This is a genomic window from Streptomyces sp. NPDC111606 (assembly GCF_055656945.1).
In genome coordinates, this window is sequence record NZ_JBVKBY010000001.1 from 1,297,596 (window position 1) to 1,319,223 (window position 21,628).

The following is a 21,628-nucleotide window of genomic DNA, read 5'->3' on the forward strand; positions in this document are numbered from 1 at the left end:
GGGGCGGCTCGTGCCGCTCAGTTTCCGTACAGCGCCTCGATCTCGGCCGCGTACGCCGTCGTCACCGCGTGCCGTTTGACCTTCAGGGACGGGGTGAGCATGCCGTTGTCCTCGTTGAACTCGCCCTCGATCAGGGCGAAGGCGCGGATCGACTCGGCGCGGGAGACGGCCTCGTTGGCGTAGTCGACGGCCTTCTGGACGTCGGCGCGCATCCGGGGGTCCTGGATGACCTCGGACATCGGGGTGCCGGCGGGCATCTTGCGTACGGCGAGCCAGTGGCTCACCGCGTCCGGGTCGAGGGTGATCAGGGCGCCGATGAAGGGGCGGTTGTCGCCGACGACCAGGCACTGGCCGATCGGGGCGCGGCTGCGCAGGCGGTCCTCCAGGACGGCCGGGGAGACGTTCTTGCCGCCGGAGGTGACGAGGATGTCCTTCTTGCGGCCGGTGATCGTGAGGTAGCCGTCCTCGTCGAGGGCGCCGAGGTCACCGGTGGCGAACCAGTCGTCCTGGAGTACGGCGTCGGTGGCGGCCGGGTTGTTCCAGTACGAGCCGAAGACGATGCCGCCCTTGATGAGCACCTCGCCGTCGTCGGCGATGCGGACGGCGGTGCCGGGGACGGGTCGGCCGACCGTGCCGGGGCGGGGCCTCAGGGGCGGGACGATGGTGGCGGCGGCGGTCGTCTCCGTCAGGCCGTAGCCCTCGTAGACGAGGATTCCGGCGGCGTAGAAGAACAGGTTGAGGTTGCGGTCGAGGGGGGAGCCGCCGCTGATGGCGTAGCGCATGCGGCCGCCGAGTTCCTTGCGGACCCTGCGGTAGACCAGGAGGTCGTACAGCGCCCAGGCGGCGTAGAGGCCGGGGCCGGGGCCCTTGCCCGTGCCGAGGAACTTGTGCAGGTAGGCCTCGCCGAAGCGGACGGCTGTGCGGTCGGCGCGGTCGAAGGAGGCGGCGCGGCCCATCTTCTCCGCCGTCGCGCGGCCGGTGTCGTGGATCTTCTCGAAGAGGTACGGGACTCCTACGAGGAACGTGGGGCGGAACTGCCTGAGTGCCGGGCGGAGTTCGTCGGGCTTGATGCTCGGGCAGTGGCCGATCTCGATGCGGGCCATCAGGCAGGCGATCTGGAGGGTGCGGCCGAGGATGTGGGCGAGGGGGAGGAAGAGGAGGGTCGAGGCGGTCTGGCGGGTGACCTCCCTGAAGATGGGGTGCAGCAGTTCGACCGTGTTGGCGGCTTCTGCGTGCAGGTTGGCGTGGGTGAGGACGCAGCCCTTCGGTTTGCCTGTGGTGCCGGACGTGTAGCAGACGGTGGCGATGGTGTCCGGGGTCAGGGCCGTACGGCGCTTGGTGACCTCCTCGTCGGGGACGTCGCGGCCGAGCGTGATGAGGTCGGCGAGCGCGTCCGCGTCCAACTGCCAGGTGTGCGGGGGGTGGGGGTGGGCGGCCGTGCCTGTTGTCACGGTGGTGGTGTTCTCGGCGGTCTCGGTGACGATGTGGCGGGCGCCGGAGTCGCGGACGATCCACTCCACCTGGTCGGCGGAGGAGGTGGCGTAGATGGGGACGGTTTGCGCGCCGGCGGCCCAGATGGCGAAGTCCAGGACGGTCCACTCGTAGCGGGTGCGGGACATCACGGCTACGCGGTCGGCTTGTTCCACGCCCGCGGCTATCAGGCCCTTGGCGACGGCGGTGACTTCGCGGGCGAAGGCGGTGGCGGTGATGGGGTGCCAGGTGCCGTCGGGCTGGGGGCGGCGGAGGACTGTCGCGTCCGGGTCCTCGGCTGCGTTGGTGAAAGGGACGTCGGCGATGCTGCCGGATTGTGCCTGCGGCGCGAGGGGCGGCGTGCTCGCCTCGCGGACCACGCCGTCGGCGTCCTTGACGACCTCGACCGTGGTGCGGTCCATCAGGTCGGTGCGCTGCTTCGCCCGCTTCAGGTCCTTGCGTACGCCCATGTCGGCTCCCGGTGCCAGGGGGACTTACTGGGGGGTCAACTTACTCGTGCGTAATGGGACGTCAATGCCTTTGGCCTCCGGCGGTTGGGCGGGGGATGCCTGCGGCGGCCTGTTGCTGATTGGTGGGGGTTCGCGTGGCGCCTGCGGGTGTGTGGTGGGTCGGGGCCGTGCCGGGGGGTGTCCGTCCTCGGACCGGCGGTCAGGGTGGTGCCGTTTCTTGACGCCGGCCACTGCGGGCGGACACCCCCCGGCACGTCCCCTTGCCGCCGTACGCGGGTGCTGCGCCGCGAGGGTGCGCGCCCTCTCAGGCGGGCACTGCCAGTGGTCACTCTCAAACGCCGGTCCAGGTATTTCAGCCCGTCTGGGGGTGCCCCCTCTGGGGGAGTTTGAGGACGAGGCCGTTCAGGCCGAAGCGGGGGTCTGGGGGCGGCAGCCCCCAGGGACGGGACGGGTAGGGGCGGCGGGGGCGAGGAAAGCTGGGCGGTCAGGTCAGGTTGGTGGCCTGGTGGATGGCTGTCGCGAGGTGGCGGACTGCCGTGTCCTCCGTTGTCGTGGCCAACTCGTCCGCCCGGTCGGCCAGTTCGTTCAGGCCGGTGGCACCGGGCAGCGTGGGCCCGCGGTCGTCGCCGAGGCGGAGGGCGTCGGCGAAGTAGGCCGCCGTGGCCGTGACCTGGAAGCGGGGGCTCGCGTTCCAGACGGAGTCCTCGAGGGAGCCGGTCTCCAGTTGGCCCGACTCCTCGTGCGGGGCACGGGACTTGGGGTCGAGCCAGCGGACGCTCGCCGTGGCGAGGTGCCCCTCCGTGCCGGGCTTGGTGCGGACCGCGTAGAGGGCGGTGACCGTGTGCCCGGGACCGACCTCGCCGCCGTCGACGCTGTCGTCGCGGAAGTCCTCGTCGGCGACCTGACGGTTGTCGTAGCCGACGAGCCGGAACTCCCGGACCGTCTCGGGGTCGAAGGCGACCTGGGCCTTGGCGTCGCGGGCGGTGAGGTCGATGTTCCGCGGGAGTTGGCGGCTGAAGACCTCGTGGGCGTCGTCCTCGTCCGAGACGTACACCGTGTGGCCGTCTCCCTTGTCGGCGAGGCGTTCCATCAGGGCGTCGCCGTAGTCGCTGCCGACGCCGACGCCGAAGAGGGTGATGCCGTGCTCGCGGCGCTCGGTGGAGATGCGTTCGAGGATGGTGTCCGCGTCGGTGTCGCCGGTGTTGGCCAGGGCGTCGGAGACGAGCACCACGCGGTTGGTGGCGCCCCTGCGGAGGCCTTCGACGGCCGTTTCGTAGCCCGTCTCCATGCCCGCGCCCAGGTTGGTGGAGTCCGTGGGTTCCAGGGTGTCGATGGCTTCGTGGATCTCGGCACGGTTGTCGTTCACACGGGTCATCGGCAGTACCGTCTCGGCCTCGTCGCTGAAGGTGACGATGGCGACCGAGTCGTCGTCGCGCAGCCGGTTCGTCATGACGCCGAGGGAGTCCTTGGCGAGGTCCAGGCGGCCCGGTTCGGCCATGGAGCCGGAGATGTCGATGACGAAGGTGAGGGCGGCGGGCGGGCGTTCGCCGGGGTCGGAGGCGGGGCGGGTGGCCAGGCCCACGCGGACCAGGGACCAGTCCTCGCGGTCGGTGCGGGCGCCGTCGACCGTGACCGAGAAACCGTTGCCGTCGGGGCGGTCGTAGTCCTGGCGGAAGCTGTTGACGAACTCCTCGGGGCGGACCGTCGACGGGTCGGGCAGACGGCCCTCGGCGAGGGTGCGACGGGCGTAGCCGTAGGAGGCGGTGTCGACGTCGAGGGCGAAGGTGGAGAGGAGGTCGGGCTCGGGCGCGAAGTCGCGGGAGGTGTCGTCCTGGTCTTCGTCGTGCCTGTCGTTCCCGTTGTACTCGGGGGCGGGGAAGCCGTTCCGGCTGTTGCCGCCTCCCTTGCTTGCGTCGTCCGCCGAGTGACTCCCGCTGTCGCTGCCGCCACATCCGGTGAGCAGCAGGGCGCCCGCCGTGGTGAGCGCCAGCAGGGTGACGTTCAGCCTGCGTGTTCGGTACCGCTTCATCGTCCGTGCCCCCTTGGTCCGTTGACGTCGACTTCTGCGACTGTGACGGGCCAAGGGGCCGGAACGTGCGCTACGGAGCGTTGCGGATGAGTCTCGAAGAGGGCACGGGGACGGCCCTTCGAGACCGGTGGGTGATCTTCCGGTGACCTACGACACCACGTCCTTGCGGGCGAAACCGCGGAAGGCCAGGGCGAACAGGATGAGGGCGTACGTTACGGAAATCGCCGTGCCCTGGATCATGCCGGACCACTCGGCGCGGGGCTGGACGGCGTCCGCCCAGGCGAACTGCCAGTGCGCGGGCAGGAAATGGCGCCAGTCGCCGAGGGCGGTCACGGCGTCGAGGACGTTGCCGACGATGGTCAGGCCGACCGCGCCGCCGACCGCGCCGAGCGGGGCGTCCGTCTTGGTCGACAGCCAGAACGCCAGGCCCGCCGTCACCAGTTGGGACACGAAGATGTACGCCACCACCACCAGCAGGCGCTGCGCCGCCGTGGCCGTGTCCAGCGAGCCGCCGGTCGGGATCTGCAGCGGGCCCCAGCCGTACGCCGCCGTGCCGACGGCCAGTGCGACCAGCGGCAGCAGCACCATCGCGGCCAGGCTCAGGCCGAGGGCGACCACGAGCTTGGACCACAGCAGGCGGGCCCGGGGCACGGGGGCCGCGAGCAGGTAGCGCAGGGAGGACCAGCTGGCCTCGGAGGCCACCGTGTCCCCGCAGAACAGCGCGACGGGGATGACCAGCAGGAAGCCCGCGGAGACGAACAGGTTCACGGCGGCGAAGTTGGCGCCGGACGCCGTGGCCGTGTCCATCAGGGTGATGCGGTTGCCGCCGCCGTCCGGTTCGCCGCCGATCGCGAACGCGGCCACCAGCACGAACGGCAGCACGGCCAGGATGCCGAACATCACCAGCGTGCGGCGCCGCTTGAGCTGGCGGACCAGTTCGACCCGGAGGGGCAGCGTACGGCCCGCCCGGTAGCCGGAGGCGACCTCGGTGCGCTCGGTGAGCGTGCTCATGCGGAGCCTCCGATCAGGGTGAGGAAGGCGTCTTCCAGGCGGCGGTGCGGGCCCACCGACTGGACGGGCAGCTCGAGGCGGACCAGTTCGGTGACCAGGCGCTGTGCGCTGCCGTCCGCGTCGAGCCGGACCAGGATCCCGTCGTCGGTGCGCACGGCCGAGGCCACGCCCGGGAGGGCGGCGACCTTCTCGACGACCGGCTCCTCCACCGCCGTGGCGGTGCCCACGAGCAACGTGTCGCCGGAGCCGACGATCTCGGCGACCGGGCCCGCCTGCACGAGGCGGCCGCGGTCCATCACCACGAGGTGGGTGCAGGACTGTTCGACCTCCGCCAGCAGGTGGCTGGAGACGATCACCGTGCGGCCCGCGGCCGCGTAGCGGATCATCACCTGGCGCATCTCGCGGATCTGTGGCGGGTCGAGGCCGTTGGTCGGTTCGTCGAGGATCAGGAGGTCCGGGAGGCCGAGCATTGCCTGGGCGATGGCCAGGCGCTGGCGCATGCCCTGGGAGTACGTGCGCACCGCGCGGGCCAGCGCGTCGCCGAGGCCGGCGATCTCCAGGGCCTCGTCGAGGTGGGCGTCCTGCGACGGGCGGCCGGTGGCCTGCCAGTACAGCTCCAGGTTCTCCCGGCCCGAGAGGTGCGGGAGGAAGCCGGCGCCCTCGACGAAGGCGCCGACGCGGGAGAGGACGGGCGCGCCGGGGCGGATGGCGTGGCCGAAGACGCGGATCTCGCCGGCGTCCGGCTTGATCAGGCCCATCAGCATGCGCAGCGTCGTCGTCTTGCCCGCGCCGTTCGGGCCGAGGAGGCCGAGGACCTGGCCCTTCTCGACACGGAAGGACAGGTCCCGTACCGCGAAACGGTCCTGCGAGCCCGCGTAGCGCTTGCTCAAGTCGGTGATCTGGAGCGGGACTTCGGCCAGCTCCGGGTCGGGCGCGGGGGTGGCGGTGCGGCGGCGGGCCGTCAGCAGCAGGGCCAGGGCGATGACCGCGGCGGTCGGCGGCAGCCACCACACCCAGGCCGGCAGCGGGGCCTCGGCGGTGCTCACGCCGGGCGCGGTCGGCACGGACAGGTCGCCCTTCAGGGAGACCGTGTACGTCGCCGGGGAGGCCGGGGAGGCGTAGCCGAGGTCCGTGGAGGACAGGACCAGGCGCAGGCGGTGGCCCTTCTCGATGTCGTGGTCGATGGCGGGGAGCGTGACCGTCACGTCCTTGCCGGACTTGGCGCCCTCGACGCGCAGGGGCGTGACCAGCTGGGACGGCAGCACCTGCTGGGTGCCGTCGGGGCCGACGTCGTAGACCTTGCCGAAGAGCACCGCGTCCTCGCTGGTCGACCTGACGTGGACGGTCGCCGTCGGGGAGCCGGTGATGTGCAGGTTGTCGGCGACCGGCGCCGACTCGAACGCGGCGAACTGGCCCGGGAAGTCCAGCGACACCCCGACGCCGAGCGAGGACAGCTGGGCGAGGCCGCCGGAGCCGCCGAGGCCGGGCAGGGCGGAGACGGCGGGCGGGTTGGCGCCGGCCGGGTTGGCGAAGCTCTGCTCGCGGCCGGTGAGGGCGATGGACTTCAGCCCGCTCTCCAGGCCGGGGTAGGTGTCCGCGCTCGCGCCCCGCAGCAGGGCCTGGCCGTCGGTGGAGTCGACGCCTCCGGTGCGGGTGACGCGGAAGGCCGGGCCGGTGTCGGCGCTCTTGTCGTCCTTGAGGTAGCGGTCGAACCAGGACTGCACGCGTCCCTGGATACGGCTCGTCTCCATGTCGCCGCCGTCATGGCCGCCGGAGATCCAGTCGACGTCGACGGGGGCGCCGTTGGCGCGGATCGCCTTCGCCGCCCGGTCGGCCTGGCCGAGCGTGAAGAGGGAGTCGGACTGGCCCTGCATGAGCAGGGTCGGCACGTCGATGCGGTCGCCGACCGCGGACGGTGAGCGCTCCTCCAGCATGGTGCGGGCCGGTGCGTCCGGGGTGCCGGACTCGGCGACCCGTTCGTACATCTCGCAGATCTGCGTCTCGAACTTGTCGCAGCCGCCTGCCGTGTTGACGAAGATGCCCGCCCAGAGCTTCTTGAAGACGCCGTTCGGGAACAGGGCGTCCGCGAGGTTCCAGTACGTGATCGCCGGGGCGATGGCGTCCACCCGGTCGTCGTGGCCGGCGGCCAGCAGCGAGATGGCGCCGCCGTAGGAGCCGCCCGCCATGCCCACGCGCGGGTCGCCGGCCTTGTCGAGCTCGACCTGGGGCTGCTTCGCCAGCCAGTCGAGCAGTCGGGAGACGTCGGCGACCTCGCCCTTCGGGTCGTTCAGGCCGACCTTGCCGGTCGACTTCCCGAAGCCGCGGGCCGACCACGTCAGGACCGCGTATCCGTCCCGGGCGAGGTCCTCGGCCTGCTGCCGTACATCGTCCTTGCTGCCGCCGAAGCCGTGCGCGAGGAGGACGGCGGGGCGGCGGCCGCTGTCGGCGGCCGTGAAGTACGAGGTGTCGATGCGCACCCCGTCGCCCATGTCCATGATCCGGTCGGCGCGCCGTACCGCCGGGGCGTCGTCGTCGGCGACGGCCGTCCATGTCCCGGCACCGGCGAGGACGACAACGGCGGCCGCGGCGGCCAGCAGCCGCCGCGGCTTCCGCAGCCCTCGCAGCGCGGGCAGTCGAAGATCCATGCTCCAACGGTACGGGGCGAACCTGTCGGCAAGTTATCGACCGAGGGCTGAATCACGGGACCTCCCGTGGGGGTACGGCGGGGCTTTTGTCTACCGCGTCCGTGGTACGGCGGCGCCTTCCCCGCGCCCCTTCAGGTCTGTTGGTCTTCCGGAATCGTCACGAGCCACCGTGTCTCCCTGCGGGGGCGCAGGTACAGCGCCCAGTACAGGGTGGCCGCCGCCGTGATGCCGCCCGTCCAGAGCAGGTGACTCGTCTCCTGCCGGCTGAGGATGTACACGAGGACCACGATCAGCAGGACCGGCATCACCGGCCACAGCGGCATCCGCCATGCCGGTGTGCGCTTGTGCGGGGTGCGGCGGGCCGCCAGCGCGGCGACCGCGACGAGGAGGTACATGCCGGTCACCGAGACGCCCGTCACGCCGTACAGGGTGTCGAGGTTGACGAAGCACAGCGCGGCGCCGGGCACTCCGACGGCGAGGGTGGCGACCCACGGGGAGCCGAAGCGGCCGAGCCTCGCGAGGACGTTGTTGACCGGCTCGGGCCAGGCCTTGTCGCGGGCGGAGGCGAACAGCACGCGGGAGTTCTGGATGACCATGACGATGCCCGCGTTGATGATCGCCAGGGCCACGCAGAGGCTGACGAAGGTGCCGACCGCGGAGTTGGACCAGGCGGTGACCATGGCGCCGATGTCGCCGCCGGTCAGTTCCCCGATGTCCGAGGCGCCCAGGGTGATGGCGGCGACCGGGACCAGGATGATCACGGCGGAGATGGCGAGGGTGGCGAGAACCGTGCGGGCGACGTTGCGGCGCGGGTTCTCCAGTTCCTCGGAGAGGTAGACGGCGGTCGAGAAGCCCTGGGTGACGAAGAGGGCGATCGCGAGCCCGGAGACGACGAGCAGGCCCGTGACGGTGTCCGTACGGCCGTCCGCTCCGGCCACCTCCATCGAGACCAGGCTCGCGGGGCCGCGCTCGGCGTGCGCGAAGCCCAGTACCGCCACCACGGCCGCGGCGATGACCTCCAGGACCAGGAAGACGCCGGTGATCCAGGCGTTGGCGCGCAGGTCGAGCAGGCCGGCGAGGGTGGCGAGCAGCATGACGGCGGCGCCGGCCATCGACGGGTCGAGGTCGACGATCGGGGCGAGGTAGTCGGCCGTGCCCATCGCGATCACCGGCGGGACGACCATGACGACCAGCAGCGACAGCACGAAGACCAGCCAGCCCGCCAGCCGTCCGGCCAGCGTGGACACCATCGCGTACTCGCCGCCCGCGCTGGGGATGAGGGTGCCCAGCTCCGAGTAGCAGAACGCCACGGCGATGCAGAGCAGGGAGCCGATGGCGATCGTCAGGGCGGTGGCGGTGCCGAGCGAGCCGAACAGGTCGGGGACGACGACGAAGAGGGTGGAGGCCGGGGTCACGCAGGAGAGCGTGAGGAGCGTGCCGCCGACGACGCCGATCGAGCGCTTGAGCTTCTTGGGGCTGTCGGACGCCTCGACGACGGCGCCCTCGACAGGGGTGAGGGTGTCGGTCACGAGGGGGATGCAACATCGACGGAAACCGTCACGTCAATGGCTGTTCACCTACGGAATCCGTGGCCATGCAGGGCCATTTCACGCGTTAACGTTGCGTCAAGGCCGTGCACAGCACGACTTCCGGGCGTGCGGGAACCGCAGCGCGGGTCGGCAAAAAAATGGGGCCGTCCGCGATGCGGACGGCCCCGGACGCTCGGCGTCAGTGGTTGCGCGGGAACCCGAGGTCGACGCCGGAGGGGGCGTCGGCCGGGTCGGGCCAGCGGGTGGTGACGACCTTGCCGCGGGTGTAGAAGTGCGTGCCGTCGTTGCCGTAGATGTGGTGGTCGCCGAAGAGCGAGTCCTTCCAGCCGCCGAAGCTGTGGTAGCCGACGGGGACCGGGATCGGGACGTTCACGCCGACCATGCCGGCCTCGATCTCCAGCTGGAAGCGGCGGGCGGCGCCGCCGTCCCGGGTGAAGATCGCGGTGCCGTTGCCGAAGGGCGAGGCGTTGATCAGCGCCACGCCGTCCTCGTACGTCTCGGCGCGCAGCACGCACAGGACGGGGCCGAAGATCTCGTCCTGGTACGCCTTCGCGGTGGTCGGCACCTTGTCGAGCAGAGAGATGCCGATCCAGTGGCCGTCCTCGAAGCCCTCGACCGTGTAGTCGGTGCCGTCGAGCACGACCTCGCAGCCCTCGGCCGCCGCGCCCTCGACATAGGACGCCACCTTGTCGCGGTGCACGGCGGTGATGAGCGGGCCCATCTCGGAGGTCGGGTCGTTGCCGGGGCCGATCTTGATCTTCTCGGCGCGCTCGCGGATCTTCTCCACCAGCTCGTCGCCGATGGAGCCGACGGCGACGACGGCGGAGATGGCCATGCAACGCTCGCCCGCGGAGCCGTAAGCGGCGGAGACGGCGGCGTCGGCGGCGGCGTCGAGGTCGGCGTCCGGGAGGACCAGCATGTGGTTCTTGGCGCCGCCCAGGGCCTGGACGCGCTTGTGGTTGGCGGCGGCGGTGGTGTGGATGTAGCGGGCGATCGGGGTCGAGCCGACGAAGGACACGGCCTTGACGTCCGGGTGCTCGAGCAGCCGGTCCACGGCCACCTTGTCGCCGTGCACGACGTTGAAGACGCCGTCGGGGAGACCGGCCTCGGCCAGCAGCTCAGCGATCTTGATCGCCGCCGACGGGTCCTTCTCGGACGGCTTCAGCACGAAGGTGTTGCCGCACGCGATGGCCATCGGGAACATCCACATCGGGACCATCGCCGGGAAGTTGAACGGCGTGATGCCCGCGACGACACCGAGCGGCTGCCGGATCGACGAGACGTCCACGCGGCTGGCGACCTCCGTCGACAGCTCGCCCTTCAGCTGCACGTTGATGCCGCAGGCGAGGTCGACGATCTCCAGGCCGCGCGCCACCTCACCGAGCGCGTCGGAGTGCACCTTGCCGTGCTCGGCGGTGATCAGCTCGGCGATCGCGTCCCGGTTGGCGTCCAGCAGCGCCCGGAACTTGAACAGGATCGAGGTGCGCTGCGCCAGCGAGGACTGGCCCCAGGTCGCGTAGGCCTCCTTGGCGGACGCGACCGCGGCGTCCACCTCGTCGACCGAGGCGAACGCGACCTTCGTGGTGACCGCGCCGGTCGCCGGGTCGGTGACCGGCCCGAACGTGCCCGACGCGCCTTCGGCGGTCTTGCCGCCGATCCAGTGGTTGACGATCTTCGTCATGCCCAGTAACTCCTTCACAGATGGCGGCGTCGGGTCGAGACGTGCCGTTCGTACAGCTCCCGTGCCTTGACCGCCGACGGTCGGGTCGCGGTCTCGGCCACAGGAACATCCCACCAGGCATGCGCGGGCGGCGCGCCCGACACAGTGTCTGCCGTTTGGGTCTCGACGTAGACACATGTGGGCGTGTCCGCCGCGCGGGCCTCGGCGAGCGCCTCGCGCAGGTCACGTACGGTCTTCGCGCGCAGCACCCGCATGCCCAGGCTGGCCGCGTTGGCGGCCAGGTCGACGGGGAGCGGGGCGCCCGTGAAGGTGCCGTCGGCCGCGCGGTGGCGGTAGGCGGTGCCGAAGCGCTCGGCACCCGTCTCCTCCGACAGGCCGCCGATGGACGCGTACCCGTGGTTCTGCACGAGCAACACCTTGATCGCGACGCCCTCCTGCACGGCGGTCACGATCTCGGTCGGCATCATCAGATAGGTGCCGTCGCCGACGAGCGCCCAGACGTCGCGCTCGGGCGCGGCCATCTTCACGCCGATCGCGGCCGGGATCTCGTAGCCCATGCAGGAGTAGCCGTACTCCACGTGGTACTGGTCCCGGGAGCGGGCCCGCCACAGTTTGTGCAGGTCGCCGGGGAGGGAGCCGGCGGCGTTGATGATCACGTCCGACTCGTCGACGATCGCGTCCAGAGCGCCGAGGACCTGCGGCTGCGTCGGCCGTACGTCCGGCTCGTCGGCCTCGTAGCAGGCGTCGACGCGCTGCTCCCAGCGCTCCTTGTCCTCGGTGTACTCGGTGACGTAGGAGTCGGCGACCCGGTGGTCGTGGATCTCCAGTGCCTGGGTCAGCTCCGCCAGACCGCTGCGCGCGTCCGCGATGAGCGGCAGGCCGGCGAGCTTGTGGCCGTCGTAGGGCGCGATGTTGAGGTTGAGGAAGCGCACGCCCTCGCCGGTGAAGAGGGTGCCGGAGGCGGTGGTGAAGTCGGTGTGGCGGGTGCCGACGCCGATCACCAGGTCGGCGGTGCGGGCGAGTTCGTCAGCGGTGGCGGTGCCGGTGTGGCCCACTCCCCCGACGTCCTGGGGGTGGTCGTGGCGCAGGGAGCCCTTGCCGGCCTGTGTGGAGGCGACCGGGATGCGGGTGAACTCCGCGAACTCGGCGAGGGCCTCCTCGGCGCGGCTGTGGTGGACGCCGCCGCCGGCGATGACGAGCGGGCGCCGGGCGTCTCGGATCATCCGTACGGCCTCGGCGAGTTCGGTCGGATCGGCGCCCGGACGCCGTACGGCCCAGACACGCTCGGCGAAGAAATCGTCCGGCCAGTCGTACGCCTCGGCCTGGACGTCCTGCGGCAGCGCGAGGGTGACCGCGCCCGTCTCGACCGGGTCCGTGAGCACCCGCATGGCGTGGAGGGCCGACGGGATCAGGGCCTCGGGCCGGGTGATCCGGTCGAAGTACTTCGAGACCGGTCGCAGACAGTCATTCACCGACATATCGCCCGCGTACGGCACTTCGAGCTGCTGGAGGACCGGGTCGGCGGGGCGGGTGGCGAAGATGTCGCCGGGCAGGAGCAGGACCGGGAGGTGGTTGATGGTCGCGAGGGCGGCGCCGGTGACGAGGTTGGTCGCGCCGGGGCCGATGGACGTGGTCACGGCGTGTGTGGAGAGGCGGTTCGACTGGCGGGCGTAACCGACGGCCGCGTGCACCATCGCCTGTTCGTTGCGGCCCTGGTGGTACGGCATGACCTCGCCGTACTCGACGAGCGCCTGGCCGATCCCGGCGACGTTGCCGTGGCCGAAGATGCCCCAGGTGGCGCCGATCAGACGCTGCCGTACGCCGTCACGCTCCGTGTACTGGACGGACAGGAAGCGGACGAGCGCCTGCGCGACCGTGAGCCTCGTCGTTGAGGTCATCGGTAACCCCCTGTGCCTTCTGCGTGGTCCGGATGGAAGCAGATCCGCCACCCACGCGTCTCGCCCGGACCGGCCATCACATTCAGGTAGTACATGTCGTGACCGGGCTGGGCGATGGACGGGCCGTGCCATCCGTCGGGGACGAGCACGACGTCACCGGAGCGGACCTCCGCGAGGACGTCGGATCCGCCCTCACGCGAGGGGAATACGCGCTGATGGCCGAATCCGTTCGGGCCGTCGATCTCGAAGTAGTAGATCTCCTCCAGCTCGGACTCCTGGCCGGGCCGGGATTCGTCGTGCTTGTGCGGCGGATACGAGGACCAGTTGCCGCCGGGGGTGATCACCTCGACGGCGATGAGCCTGTCGCAGTCGAAGGCGTCGGCGGAGGCGAAGTTGCGGACGTGGCGCGTGCAGGAGCCGCTGCCGCGCTCTTCGACCAAGACCTCCGGCGCGGGGCCGTAGCGGGCGGGGAGTCTTCGCTCGCACTTCGCTCCTGCCAAAGCAAAGCGGCCACCCGCGCCGGAGGCGATCTGTGCCCGGGCGTCACGGGGCACGTAGGCGAAGTCGGTGACTCCACTGAATACGCTGTCCCGGCCCAGGAGTTGGTACTTCTCGTTCTCGATGTCCACGGTGCATCCGCCGTTCAGCGGAAGCACGATCCATTCACTGTCCCCGGTGGTGAACATGTGCGTGCCACCGGGCTCCAACTCGACGATCCGCAGGCTGCTGTGGGTCCACCCGGCCCGTTTGGGGTCGATGTCGAGCACGTAGTTCGCGTCGGCGGTGGTGCCCGTCGGAACGTACAGCCCGTTGCCCGTCCCGGCGTACGGCCCGTTGTGCGTCCCGATGTGCGGCTCGCGGTTCGTCATAAGGCCCTCACAGCAGTCCTACGGCGGTGTCGACGGCGCCGGCCACGTCCCCGTCCGCCGGGTAGAGCAGCGAGCGTCCGACCACCAGGCCTTGCACGGTGGGCAGTTGGAGTGCGCCGCGCCACTTCTCGTATGCCCCGTCCTGGTCGTCGCCGACCTCGCCGCCGAGCAGAACGGCCGGCAGCGTGGAGGTCTGCATGACCTCGGCCATGTCGTCGGGGTTCTCGGTCACCGGGAGCTTCAGCCAGGTGTAGGCGGAGGTGCCGCCGAGACCCGAGGCGATGGCGATGGACTTGGTGACGGCCTCGGCCGACAGGTCGTTGGCGATCTTGCCCTGGGGGGTGCGGTGACTGATGAACGGTTCGACGAAGACCGGGAGTTCGCGCGCCGCCATCTCGTCGATGGCACGGGCGGTGGACTCCAGGGTGGTGAGGGAACCCGGGTCGTCGTAGTCGATACGCAGGAGCAGCTTGCCGGCGTCGAATCCGAGGCGCCGGATGTCCTCGGGGCGGTGGCCGGTGAAGCGGTCGTCGAGTTCGAAGCTCGCGCCCTGCAGGCCGCCGCGGTTCATGGACCCCATGACGACCTTGCCGTCGAGGGCGCCGAGCAGCAGCAGGTCGTCCAGGATGTCGGCGGTCGCGAGGACACCGTCGACGCCGGGGCGGCCAAGCGCAAGGCAGAGACGTTCCAGCAGGTCGGCGCGGTTGGCCATGGCGAGTCTGCGGTCGCCGACGCCGAGGGCGCCCCGGGCCGGGTGGTCGGCGGCGACGATCATCAGCCGGCCGGAGTCGCCGAGCAGCGGGCGGCGGGGGCGGCGGGCCGCCGCCTCGGCGATCGCCTCGGGGCGCTGGGTGCGCAGGCGGACGAGTTCTCCGATGTCGACGGTCACTTGACGGCCCCCGCGGCGATCGCGGCTTCGATCTCGTCCGGCGTCGGCATCGCGGAGGAGCACTCCAGACGGGAGGCGACGATGGCGCCGGCCGCGTTGGCGTGCCGCATGATCGTCTCCAGGTCCCAGCCTTCGAGCAGGCCGTGGCAGAGCGAACCGCCGAAGGCGTCACCGGCGCCGAGCCCGTTGAGCACGTTCACGGGCAGCGGCGGCACCTCGGCGTGGTCGCCCTTGCTGTTGACGGCGAGGACGCCCTTGGGGCCCTGCTTGACGACCGCGACCTCGACACCGGCGTCCAGCAGCGCGCGGGCCGCGGCATGCGGTTCGCGCACGCCGGTCGCGACCTCCACCTCGTCGAGATTGCCGACGGCGACGGTGGTGTGCTTCAGGGCCTCGGCGTAGAAGGGGCGGGCAGCGTCGGGGCCGCTCCCGGCTGTGTCTTTCCAGAACATGGGGCGCCAGTCGAGGTCGAAGACCGTCGTACCGGCCTTGGCGCGATGGGCGAGCGCCGCCAGCGTCGCCGTACGGCTGGGCTCCTCACTCAGGCCGGTGCCGGTGACCCAGAAGATACGGGCGTCACGGATGGCGTCGAGGTCCAGTTCGTGGGCGTCGATCTCCAGGTCCGGGGCCTTGGGCTGCCGGTAGAAGTACAGCGGGAAGTCGTCCGGCGGGAAGACCTCGCAGAAGGTGACCGGGGTGGGCAGGCCGGGGACCGGGGTGACCCAGCGGTCGTCGACGCCGAAGCCCTTCAGTGCCTCGTGGAGGTAGGTGCCGAAGGGGTCGTCGCCGGTGCGGGTGATCACCGCGGTACGGCGCCCCAGGCGGGCCGCGGCGACCGCTACGTTGCTCGCCGAGCCGCCGAGGAACTTGCCGAAGGACGTGACCTGCGGCAGCGGGACACCGGTCTGCAGGGGGTAGAGGTCCACTCCGATCCGCCCCATGGTGATCAAGTCGTACGCCATCGGTTTCCCTCGGTCTCCCTTGTGGCGGCGCTTCCGTCAGCGTTGCGCTTCGGCTCTCTTCGGTTTTCTAGCCTGACCGGGGAGGGCTGTCAATATTTTGTCCGGACATTCGAACGAGGTCCTGCCGGGGAAGCCGGGCGCCTGGGCGTCCGCCGGGTGCGGTGGCGGGGCATGTGCGGGTGTGGGGGCGGGGCGTGTGCGGGTTGTGGGGAGCTTGTCGCGCCCACGCGGCGGAGCCGCAAGTCGACACAGCCCCGCGCCCCCTGGGGCGACTTAGCGGGGGGTGGCTGTCAATGTGCCGCGCCCTGCGCGACTCCGGTGCGTTTGCAGCACTCGTGTCACAAAGGCACCTTCCGTGTCACACATGTCGCATGTACGCAGGTCTTGCGTCACACCCGGTGCACAGGCACTGTCCCCTTCTCACGGTGCGTCGTTGACCGGGCGCAGGCTTTGTGATCGCCAGCGCAGCGCACGGTACCCCCGACGACCGCCCCCGGTCGCCGCCGCGGCGCGCGCAGGGAGGTGCAACCGATGACCGACCGAAGGCTCTGGTCCTACAAGGAGATCGCGGCTCACATCAAGGTGCAGCCGGACACCGTGCGGTCCTACCGCAAGCACGGGTTGCTGCCGCCGCCCGACCATGTGGAGGGCGGCAAGCCCTTCTGGTACCCCGACACCGTCCGGGCCTGGGTCGCGTCCCGCCCGGGCAACCGAGGGCGCAGATCGGATTGACCTCCCGGAAAATCGGCTGTGCCCCCACCGCCCCGTGGGGCACAGTCGCCCCATGAGCTTCTCCGTCAAACCCACCCTGACCGGCGACAGAACCGAGCTCCGCCCGTTCACCGAGGCTGACGCCGCAGGCATGTGGGAGATCATCGGCGACCCGGAGGTCCAGCGCTTCACCGGGGATTCGCCCGACGAGCTCACCCCTCGACGACTGCGCTCCTGGTACGGCACCCGCTCCGACCAGCCGGACCGCCTCGACCTCGCCGTCATCGACCGCGCCACCGGCGAACTCGTCGGTGAGGTCGTGCTGTACGAGTGGGATCCCGACGCCCGCAGCTGCACCTTCCGCACCCTGATCGGACCACGCGGCCGTGGCCGGGGCCTGGGCACCGAGGCCACCCGGCTCATCATCGGCCACGGCTTCGAACAACTAGGTCTGCACCGGATCCAGTTGGAGGCGTACGCCTACAACCTCCGCGCCCTGCACGTCTACGAGAAGGTCGGATTCGCGGTCGAGGGGATCCGCCGGGAGATCGAGCTGAGGGACGGCGAATGGGTCGACGAGGTGCTGATGGCCCTCCTCGACCACGAGTGGGCCGCGCTCAACTCCACGGCTCGATGACCGTCACCCCCGCCCCCGGCGCCGTCCCGAGCGCCGTCAGCGCCGACGGCACCGCGTCCAGCGTGATCGTCGACGTCACCAGCAGATCCGGCCGCAACGCACCCGCCCGCACCAGCTCCAGCATCGGCGGGTAGGTGTGCGCGGCCATGCCGTGGCTGCCCAGCAGTTCGAGTTCGAGGGCGATCGCGCGGGCCATGGGGACGGGGGTCGTGCCGGACTCCGAGGGCAGCAGGCCCACCTGGATGTGCCGGCCCCGGCGGCGCAGGCTGTTGACGGAGGCGGCGCAGGTGGTGGGTGAGCCGAGGGCGTCCAGGGAGAGGTGGGCCCCGCCGCCGGTCAGGGCGTGGATCGCGGCCGCGGTGTCCGGTGTGCTCAACGCGTCCACGCACTGTGCTGCCCCGAACTTCCGCGCCAGGTCCAGGGCCTGCGGTGAGACGTCCACCGCGACGACCCTCGCGCCCGACGCCGCCGCGATCATCACCGCCGACAGGCCGACCCCGCCGCAGCCGTGCACGGCGACCCACTCCCCCGCGGCCACCCGGCCCTGCTGCACGACCGCCCGGAACGCCGTGGCGAACCGGCAGCCCAGCGAGGCCGCCGTCGCGAACGACATCTCCTCGGGCACGGCGACGAGGTTCACGTCGGCGTGATCCAGCGCCACGTACTGGGCGAAGGAGCCCCAGTGGGTGAAGCCGGGCTGGGTCTGACGCTCGCAGACCTGCTGGTCGCCGGCTGCACACGCCGCGCAGCTGCCGCAGGCGCACACGAAGGGCACGGTGACCCGGTCGCCGGGGCGCCAGGCGGTCACCCGGTCGCCCACCGCCTCGACCACGCCGGCGAGTTCATGGCCCGGCACATGCGGCAGCCGGATGCCGGGGTCGTGGCCCTGCCAGCCGTGCCAGTCACTGCGGCACAGCCCCGTCGCCTCGACCCGCACCGTCACTCCGTGGAGGGCTGGGTGCGGGTCGGGCACCTCGCGCACCTCGGCCGCTTCGCCGTACCGCTCGAACACCACTGCCCGCATGCCGGTCTCCTTTCGGCCGCGCCCCTTGCACGGAGATCGTGAGGAACGCTAGACGCTCCACCGGGTGTGCGGTACGGCACCCGCACCCCCTCGCAGGTCAGCGGTGCGCGCTCACCTTGTCCCGCTCCTGACTGGGCTCGGTCGCCGGGGCCGGCGTCGGCTCGTCGCCCGACTCGCTGACTCCGAACCGCTCGTGGAAGCGCCGCAGCGGTCCCGGGGCCCACCAGGTCGCCCGGCCCGTGAGGCGCATGACCGCCGGGACCAGGAGGCTGCGGACGATCATCGCGTCCATCAGCACGGCCAGGGCGATGCCGAGGCCGAGCATCTTGGTGTTGGTCACCCGTGAGGTGCCTATCGCGACCATCACCACCGCGAGGATCACGGCCGCCGCGGTGATCAGTCCTCCGGTGCGCTGCAGACCGTGGCGGACCGCCTGGTCGTGGTCGCCCGTCGTGTCGTACTCCTCCTTGATGCGGGACAGCAGGAACACGCCGTAGTCCATCGACAGGCCGAAGGCGACGCAGAACATCAGCACCGGGAGGGTCGTCTCGATCGAGCCGGGGGTGGTGAAGCCGAGCAGGCCGGACAGATGGCCGTCCTGGAAGATCCAGACCACGGCGCCGAACATCGCCGTCAGGCTCAGCGCGTTGAGCACCACCGCCTGGATCGGGATCAGCACGCTGCCGGTCAGCAGGAACACCAGCAGCAGGGTGACGATCGCGATGAAGGCGGCCGCCAGGGGCAGGCGCTCGGCTATCGCGTCCTTGGAGTCGACCAGGACCGCGGCCGCGCCGGTCACCTTGGTGTCGAACGGCGCCTGTGTGGCGCGCAGTTCGTCCACCAGGCGCTGGGCCGGGTCGTCCACCGCCTCGCCCTTCGGGAGCACCGTGAAGTACGCCGAGTCACCCTGCACCAGCGGCCCGTCCACGCGGAGCACTTCCGGGAGGGCGGCGATCCGCTCCTTGTAGTCGGCGTACTGCGCCTCAGTCGCGCGTCCCTCGGCGAGCACCTCCAGGCCGCCGCCGGGGCTGCCCGGGAAGCCGTCGCGGATGTGCTGCTGCACGACATGGGACTCGGCGCTCGACGGCAGCTGGCGGTCGTCCGCGGTGCCGAACTTCACGCCCAGGAAGGGCAGTCCGAGCAGGACCAGGACGGCGGTGGTGCCCAGGGCGAAGAAGGGGGCGCGGCGCATGACGAGGTTCGCCGTGCGGGCCCAGGCCTTGCCTTCCGAGGCGCTGGACGGGCCGGCCGCGCCTGAGGGGCCGGACGTAGCGGATGTGCTGGGCTCCTGAGCGGACGCCTTCGGGTCCTGCGGCCCGCTCGCGCGCCGGCCGCGCCGGAACAGGCGGCGCAGGTCCAGGGAGTTGACCCGGTGGCCGAGCAGGACCAGTGCCGCCGGGAGGAGGATCAGCGCGGCCGCCGCGGCCAGCAGCACCACCGCGATACCGGCGTAGGCGAAGGACCGCAGGAAGTACTGGGGGAAGAGCAGCATCGCCGCGAGGGACACCGCGACCGTGAGGGCCGAGAAGAGCACGGTGCGGCCGGCTGTGCGCAGGGTTGTGCCGACCGCGGTCAACGGTTCGGCGCCGGTGGCGAGTTCCTCACGGAAGCGCCGGACGATGAAGAGGGCGTAGTCGACGGCCAGGCCCAGGCCCAGGGCCGTGGTGAGGTTCATCGCGAAGACCGAGACGTCGGTGACCTCGGTGAGGCCGCGCAGCACCGCGTTCGTGCCGAGGATGGCGACGATGCCGATCCCGAGCGGCAGCAGGGCCGCGACCGCGCTGCCGAAGACCATCACCAGCAGCACCAGCGTGACCGGCAGGGCGATCACCTCGGCCCGGATCAGGTCCTCCTGGATGATCGTCTGCATCTCGTGGCGCACCGCGACCGGGCCGCCGACGCTGACCTCCACCGGGCCGTGCGCACCCCGGAACTCGGGCGCGATGCGGTCCAGGGTCTCCCCCGCCTCCTTCTCCTGGCCGGTGATGCGGGCGGCGATCAGGGCCTCATGGCCGTCCTCGGCGCGCAGGGCAGCGGCCGCCGAGGGGTCCGCCTGCCAGTAGGAGCCGACCCCCGTGATCCCCTTCTCGCCGGCCAGACGCGTGGCTATCCGCCGGGCTTCCGCGGCGACCGCGGGGTCGTCCACCGAGGCGTCGCCCGCGTCCACGAGGAGCAGGAGGTTGGGCTGGGAGGCGGGGAACTCGCGCTCCAGCGCCTTGGTCGCATAGGTCGACTCGGCGTTCGGGTCCTCCCAGCCGCCGCTGCCCAGCCGGTCGGCGACGCCGCTGCCCGCGAACACGGCGAGCGCGGTGATCACCAGAGCCGCGAGCAGCGACAACCGGGGGCGGGCCGTCACGAAACGGGTCCAGCCTCCGACACGGGGCGGCCTGTTGACTTCGGTCATTGTGCGGTGTCCCCTTCACCCTGATCCATGCTGAGCGCAGCCCGGGCTGCATGAAGCCGTCACTGCCATAGACTGGCAAACACGAGAGATCGCTCGCGTTTCTCCAGAATGCGAGCGACCACTCGCGTTTGTCAATCGCGTTCGGAGAACTGGGGATAACGCGTGTCCGCCAACCGGGAGAAGGACGACCAGGTCCACCAGGACAAGGAACAGCCGCGCCGCCGCCAGGCCCGCGGCGAGCGCCGCATCGCCCAGCTGCTCGAAGCCGCGGCCACCGTCTTCACCACCACCGGCTACACGGCCGCCAGCACCAACGCCATCGCCCGCGAGGCAGGCGTGTCACCGGGCACGCTGTACCAGTTCTTCCCGAACAAGGAAGCGATCGCGATCGAGCTGGGCGACCGCCTCATGCACGAGATGCGCGAGACGTACGGCGAGGCACTCGCCCCGGTCGACCCCGCGACACCCCTGGACGAGGCAGTCGGCTCGGCCGTCGACCGGTTCATCGCCTTCAACTGCGAGCACCCGGTGTTCTTCGCGCTGATGCACGGCCCCGACATCCCCGGCCGCATCACCGAGGAACACGACGCCCTGCACGCGACCCTGCTGTCCCGGATCCAGGGCCTGCTCTCCTCGTTCCTGCCCGACGCCGACCCGGCCGACCTCACCCGGACCGCCCATATGTGCCTGGGCATGTACAAGGCGGGTCTGGAGCTGGCTCTCGGCCACGAGGGCGCCGAGCGCGACGCCTACGTACAGGAACTGAAGAACGCCCTGATCCGCTACCTCGACCCGCTGGTGGGCGACCTCCCCGGCCACCCCGACCCGGCCCGAACGGCGACGTGACGCAGCGCTGCTGCAAGGTGCGCATAGATCAGCTCCGGAGTACGAAAGATCCCCCGCCTCGACCCACTCTCCGTCGCCCGGCGCCGCCCCGCATCCCGGGCGAAGACGCCGGAGGCACTCATGTTCGGCCGCACCTCGTGCGGTTCGTACCGCACCCTCGGACGTCGCGCGCCGTACCGTCAGGCGCCGACCCCCCTTGGGGAAATACCCCGCAGGGGTATACCTTGGAGATGAAGGGACCCCTGGGTCCCGTCAGCCCCACATGCCTCGACGAGGAGAACCACATGACCGCCCACACCGACACCCCGGGTTCCGTCACCGCCGTCTACAAGGTGAGCGGCATGAGCTGCGGACACTGCGAGGGCGCCGTCTCCGGCGAGCTCTCCGACCTCCCCGGTGTCAGCTCGGTGAAGGCCGTCGCGTCCACCGGCGAGGTCACGGTCGTCTCCGCGGCCCCGCTGGACGAGGAGGCCGTACGCGCGGCCGTCGACGAGGCGGGCTTCGAACTGGTCGGAAAGGCCTGAGCCTGGTC

The 21,628-nt window shown here is 71.1% G+C and carries 16 protein-coding genes; 4 read left to right on the forward strand and 12 right to left on the reverse strand.

Going from position 1 to position 21,628, the window contains the following annotated elements; all coding sequences use genetic code 11:
- Positions 1 to 17: 17 nt before the first annotated feature.
- The 10 genes from ACZ7M7_RS05905 to iolC form a co-directional block, all read right to left on the reverse strand.
- Positions 18 to 1,940: an AMP-dependent synthetase/ligase gene (locus tag ACZ7M7_RS05905; protein ID WP_472113148.1), complete on the reverse strand. Its 1,923-nt coding sequence runs from the start codon at positions 1,938 to 1,940 to the stop codon at positions 18 to 20.
- Positions 1,941 to 2,424: 484 nt separating this feature from the next.
- Complete coding sequence (locus tag ACZ7M7_RS05910) at positions 2,425 to 3,969, reverse strand: vWA domain-containing protein (RefSeq protein WP_472113151.1); 1,545 nt, start codon at positions 3,967 to 3,969, stop codon at positions 2,425 to 2,427.
- 147 nt (positions 3,970 to 4,116) lie between these two features.
- A complete protein-coding gene (locus ACZ7M7_RS05915; protein ID WP_383609306.1) occupies positions 4,117 to 4,980 on the reverse strand; it encodes an ABC transporter permease in 864 nt (287 codons plus the stop codon).
- Positions 4,977 to 7,625 carry a CocE/NonD family hydrolase gene (locus ACZ7M7_RS05920; protein WP_472113156.1) on the reverse strand — a complete coding sequence of 883 codons (2,649 nt, stop codon included), beginning with the start codon at positions 7,623 to 7,625 and terminating at the stop codon, positions 4,977 to 4,979. Before ACZ7M7_RS05920 ends, ACZ7M7_RS05915 begins: the two co-directional genes overlap by 4 nt.
- Positions 7,626 to 7,756: 131 nt before the next feature.
- Complete coding sequence (locus ACZ7M7_RS05925; RefSeq protein WP_472113159.1) at positions 7,757 to 9,154, reverse strand: APC family permease; 1,398 nt, start codon at positions 9,152 to 9,154, stop codon at positions 7,757 to 7,759.
- A gap of 199 nt (positions 9,155 to 9,353) precedes the next feature.
- Complete coding sequence (gene mmsA, locus ACZ7M7_RS05930) at positions 9,354 to 10,856, reverse strand: CoA-acylating methylmalonate-semialdehyde dehydrogenase (RefSeq protein ID WP_383609297.1); 1,503 nt, start codon at positions 10,854 to 10,856, stop codon at positions 9,354 to 9,356.
- 14 nt (positions 10,857 to 10,870) lie between these two features.
- Positions 10,871 to 12,754: a 3D-(3,5/4)-trihydroxycyclohexane-1,2-dione acylhydrolase (decyclizing) gene (iolD, locus tag ACZ7M7_RS05935; RefSeq protein ID WP_472113162.1), complete on the reverse strand. Its 1,884-nt coding sequence runs from the start codon at positions 12,752 to 12,754 to the stop codon at positions 10,871 to 10,873.
- Entirely contained in the window at positions 12,751 to 13,623 is an 873-nt protein-coding gene (gene iolB / locus ACZ7M7_RS05940) for a 5-deoxy-glucuronate isomerase (protein WP_472113165.1), read from the reverse strand. Before iolB ends, iolD begins: the two co-directional genes overlap by 4 nt.
- 7 nt (positions 13,624 to 13,630) lie before the next feature.
- On the reverse strand, positions 13,631 to 14,512 hold the full coding sequence (locus ACZ7M7_RS05945; protein ID WP_427844963.1) for a Cgl0159 family (beta/alpha)8-fold protein: 882 nt from the start codon (positions 14,510 to 14,512) through the stop codon (positions 13,631 to 13,633).
- Positions 14,509 to 15,474 (reverse strand): 5-dehydro-2-deoxygluconokinase, encoded by a 966-nt coding sequence (gene iolC / locus ACZ7M7_RS05950; protein WP_472113169.1) that lies wholly within the window; start codon positions 15,472 to 15,474, stop codon positions 14,509 to 14,511. Before iolC ends, ACZ7M7_RS05945 begins: the two co-directional genes overlap by 4 nt.
- 531 nt (positions 15,475 to 16,005) lie before the next feature.
- Between iolC and ACZ7M7_RS05955 the strand changes: the two genes are divergently transcribed.
- Complete coding sequence (locus tag ACZ7M7_RS05955) at positions 16,006 to 16,206, forward strand: helix-turn-helix transcriptional regulator (RefSeq protein ID WP_383609282.1); 201 nt, start codon at positions 16,006 to 16,008, stop codon at positions 16,204 to 16,206.
- Positions 16,207 to 16,258: 52 nt separating this feature from the next.
- Positions 16,259 to 16,822, forward strand: a complete 564-nt coding sequence (locus tag ACZ7M7_RS05960; RefSeq protein ID WP_472113172.1) for a GNAT family N-acetyltransferase — start codon at positions 16,259 to 16,261, stop codon at positions 16,820 to 16,822.
- Here the strand turns inward: ACZ7M7_RS05960 and ACZ7M7_RS05965 are convergent.
- Entirely contained in the window at positions 16,803 to 17,846 is a 1,044-nt protein-coding gene (locus ACZ7M7_RS05965) for a zinc-dependent alcohol dehydrogenase family protein (protein ID WP_472113175.1), read from the reverse strand. The genes ACZ7M7_RS05960 and ACZ7M7_RS05965 overlap by 20 nt on opposite strands.
- Positions 17,847 to 17,943: 97 nt before the next feature.
- A complete protein-coding gene (locus ACZ7M7_RS05970) occupies positions 17,944 to 20,250 on the reverse strand; it encodes an MMPL family transporter (protein WP_472113177.1) in 2,307 nt (768 codons plus the stop codon).
- Between the two features lie 162 nt (positions 20,251 to 20,412).
- Here ACZ7M7_RS05970 and ACZ7M7_RS05975 point away from each other — a divergent pair, with 162 nt between their 5' ends.
- Both ACZ7M7_RS05975 and ACZ7M7_RS05980 read left to right on the forward strand, forming a co-directional pair.
- The gene (locus tag ACZ7M7_RS05975) at positions 20,413 to 21,096 is read left to right on the forward strand and encodes a TetR/AcrR family transcriptional regulator (protein WP_451178528.1); all 684 of its coding nucleotides are present in this window, start codon (positions 20,413 to 20,415) and stop codon (positions 21,094 to 21,096) included.
- Positions 21,097 to 21,380: 284 nt separating this feature from the next.
- A complete protein-coding gene (locus tag ACZ7M7_RS05980) occupies positions 21,381 to 21,620 on the forward strand; it encodes a heavy-metal-associated domain-containing protein (RefSeq protein ID WP_328427548.1) in 240 nt (79 codons plus the stop codon).
- Positions 21,621 to 21,628: the final 8 nt, after the last annotated feature.

Bases quoted from the DNA above. Each gene is read 5' to 3' on its own strand.
- ACZ7M7_RS05905 (WP_472113148.1), bottom strand. From the start codon at position 1,940: ATGGGCGTACGCAAGGACCTGAAGCGGGCGAAGCAGCGCACCGACCTG.
- ACZ7M7_RS05910 (WP_472113151.1), bottom strand. From the start codon at position 3,969: ATGAAGCGGTACCGAACACGCAGGCTGAACGTCACCCTGCTGGCGCTC.
- ACZ7M7_RS05915 (WP_383609306.1), bottom strand. From the start codon at position 4,980: ATGAGCACGCTCACCGAGCGCACCGAGGTCGCCTCCGGCTACCGGGCG.
- ACZ7M7_RS05920 (WP_472113156.1), bottom strand. From the start codon at position 7,625: ATGGATCTTCGACTGCCCGCGCTGCGAGGGCTGCGGAAGCCGCGGCGG.
- mmsA (WP_383609297.1), bottom strand. From the start codon at position 10,856: ATGACGAAGATCGTCAACCACTGGATCGGCGGCAAGACCGCCGAAGGC.
- iolD (WP_472113162.1), bottom strand. From the start codon at position 12,754: ATGACCTCAACGACGAGGCTCACGGTCGCGCAGGCGCTCGTCCGCTTC.
- iolB (WP_472113165.1), bottom strand. From the start codon at position 13,623: ATGACGAACCGCGAGCCGCACATCGGGACGCACAACGGGCCGTACGCC.
- iolC (WP_472113169.1), bottom strand. From the start codon at position 15,474: ATGGCGTACGACTTGATCACCATGGGGCGGATCGGAGTGGACCTCTAC.
- ACZ7M7_RS05955 (WP_383609282.1), top strand. From the start codon at position 16,006: ATGACCGACCGAAGGCTCTGGTCCTACAAGGAGATCGCGGCTCACATC.
- ACZ7M7_RS05960 (WP_472113172.1), top strand. From the start codon at position 16,259: ATGAGCTTCTCCGTCAAACCCACCCTGACCGGCGACAGAACCGAGCTC.
- ACZ7M7_RS05965 (WP_472113175.1), bottom strand. From the start codon at position 17,846: ATGCGGGCAGTGGTGTTCGAGCGGTACGGCGAAGCGGCCGAGGTGCGC.
- ACZ7M7_RS05970 (WP_472113177.1), bottom strand. From the start codon at position 20,250: ATGACCGAAGTCAACAGGCCGCCCCGTGTCGGAGGCTGGACCCGTTTC.
- ACZ7M7_RS05980 (WP_328427548.1), top strand. From the start codon at position 21,381: ATGACCGCCCACACCGACACCCCGGGTTCCGTCACCGCCGTCTACAAG.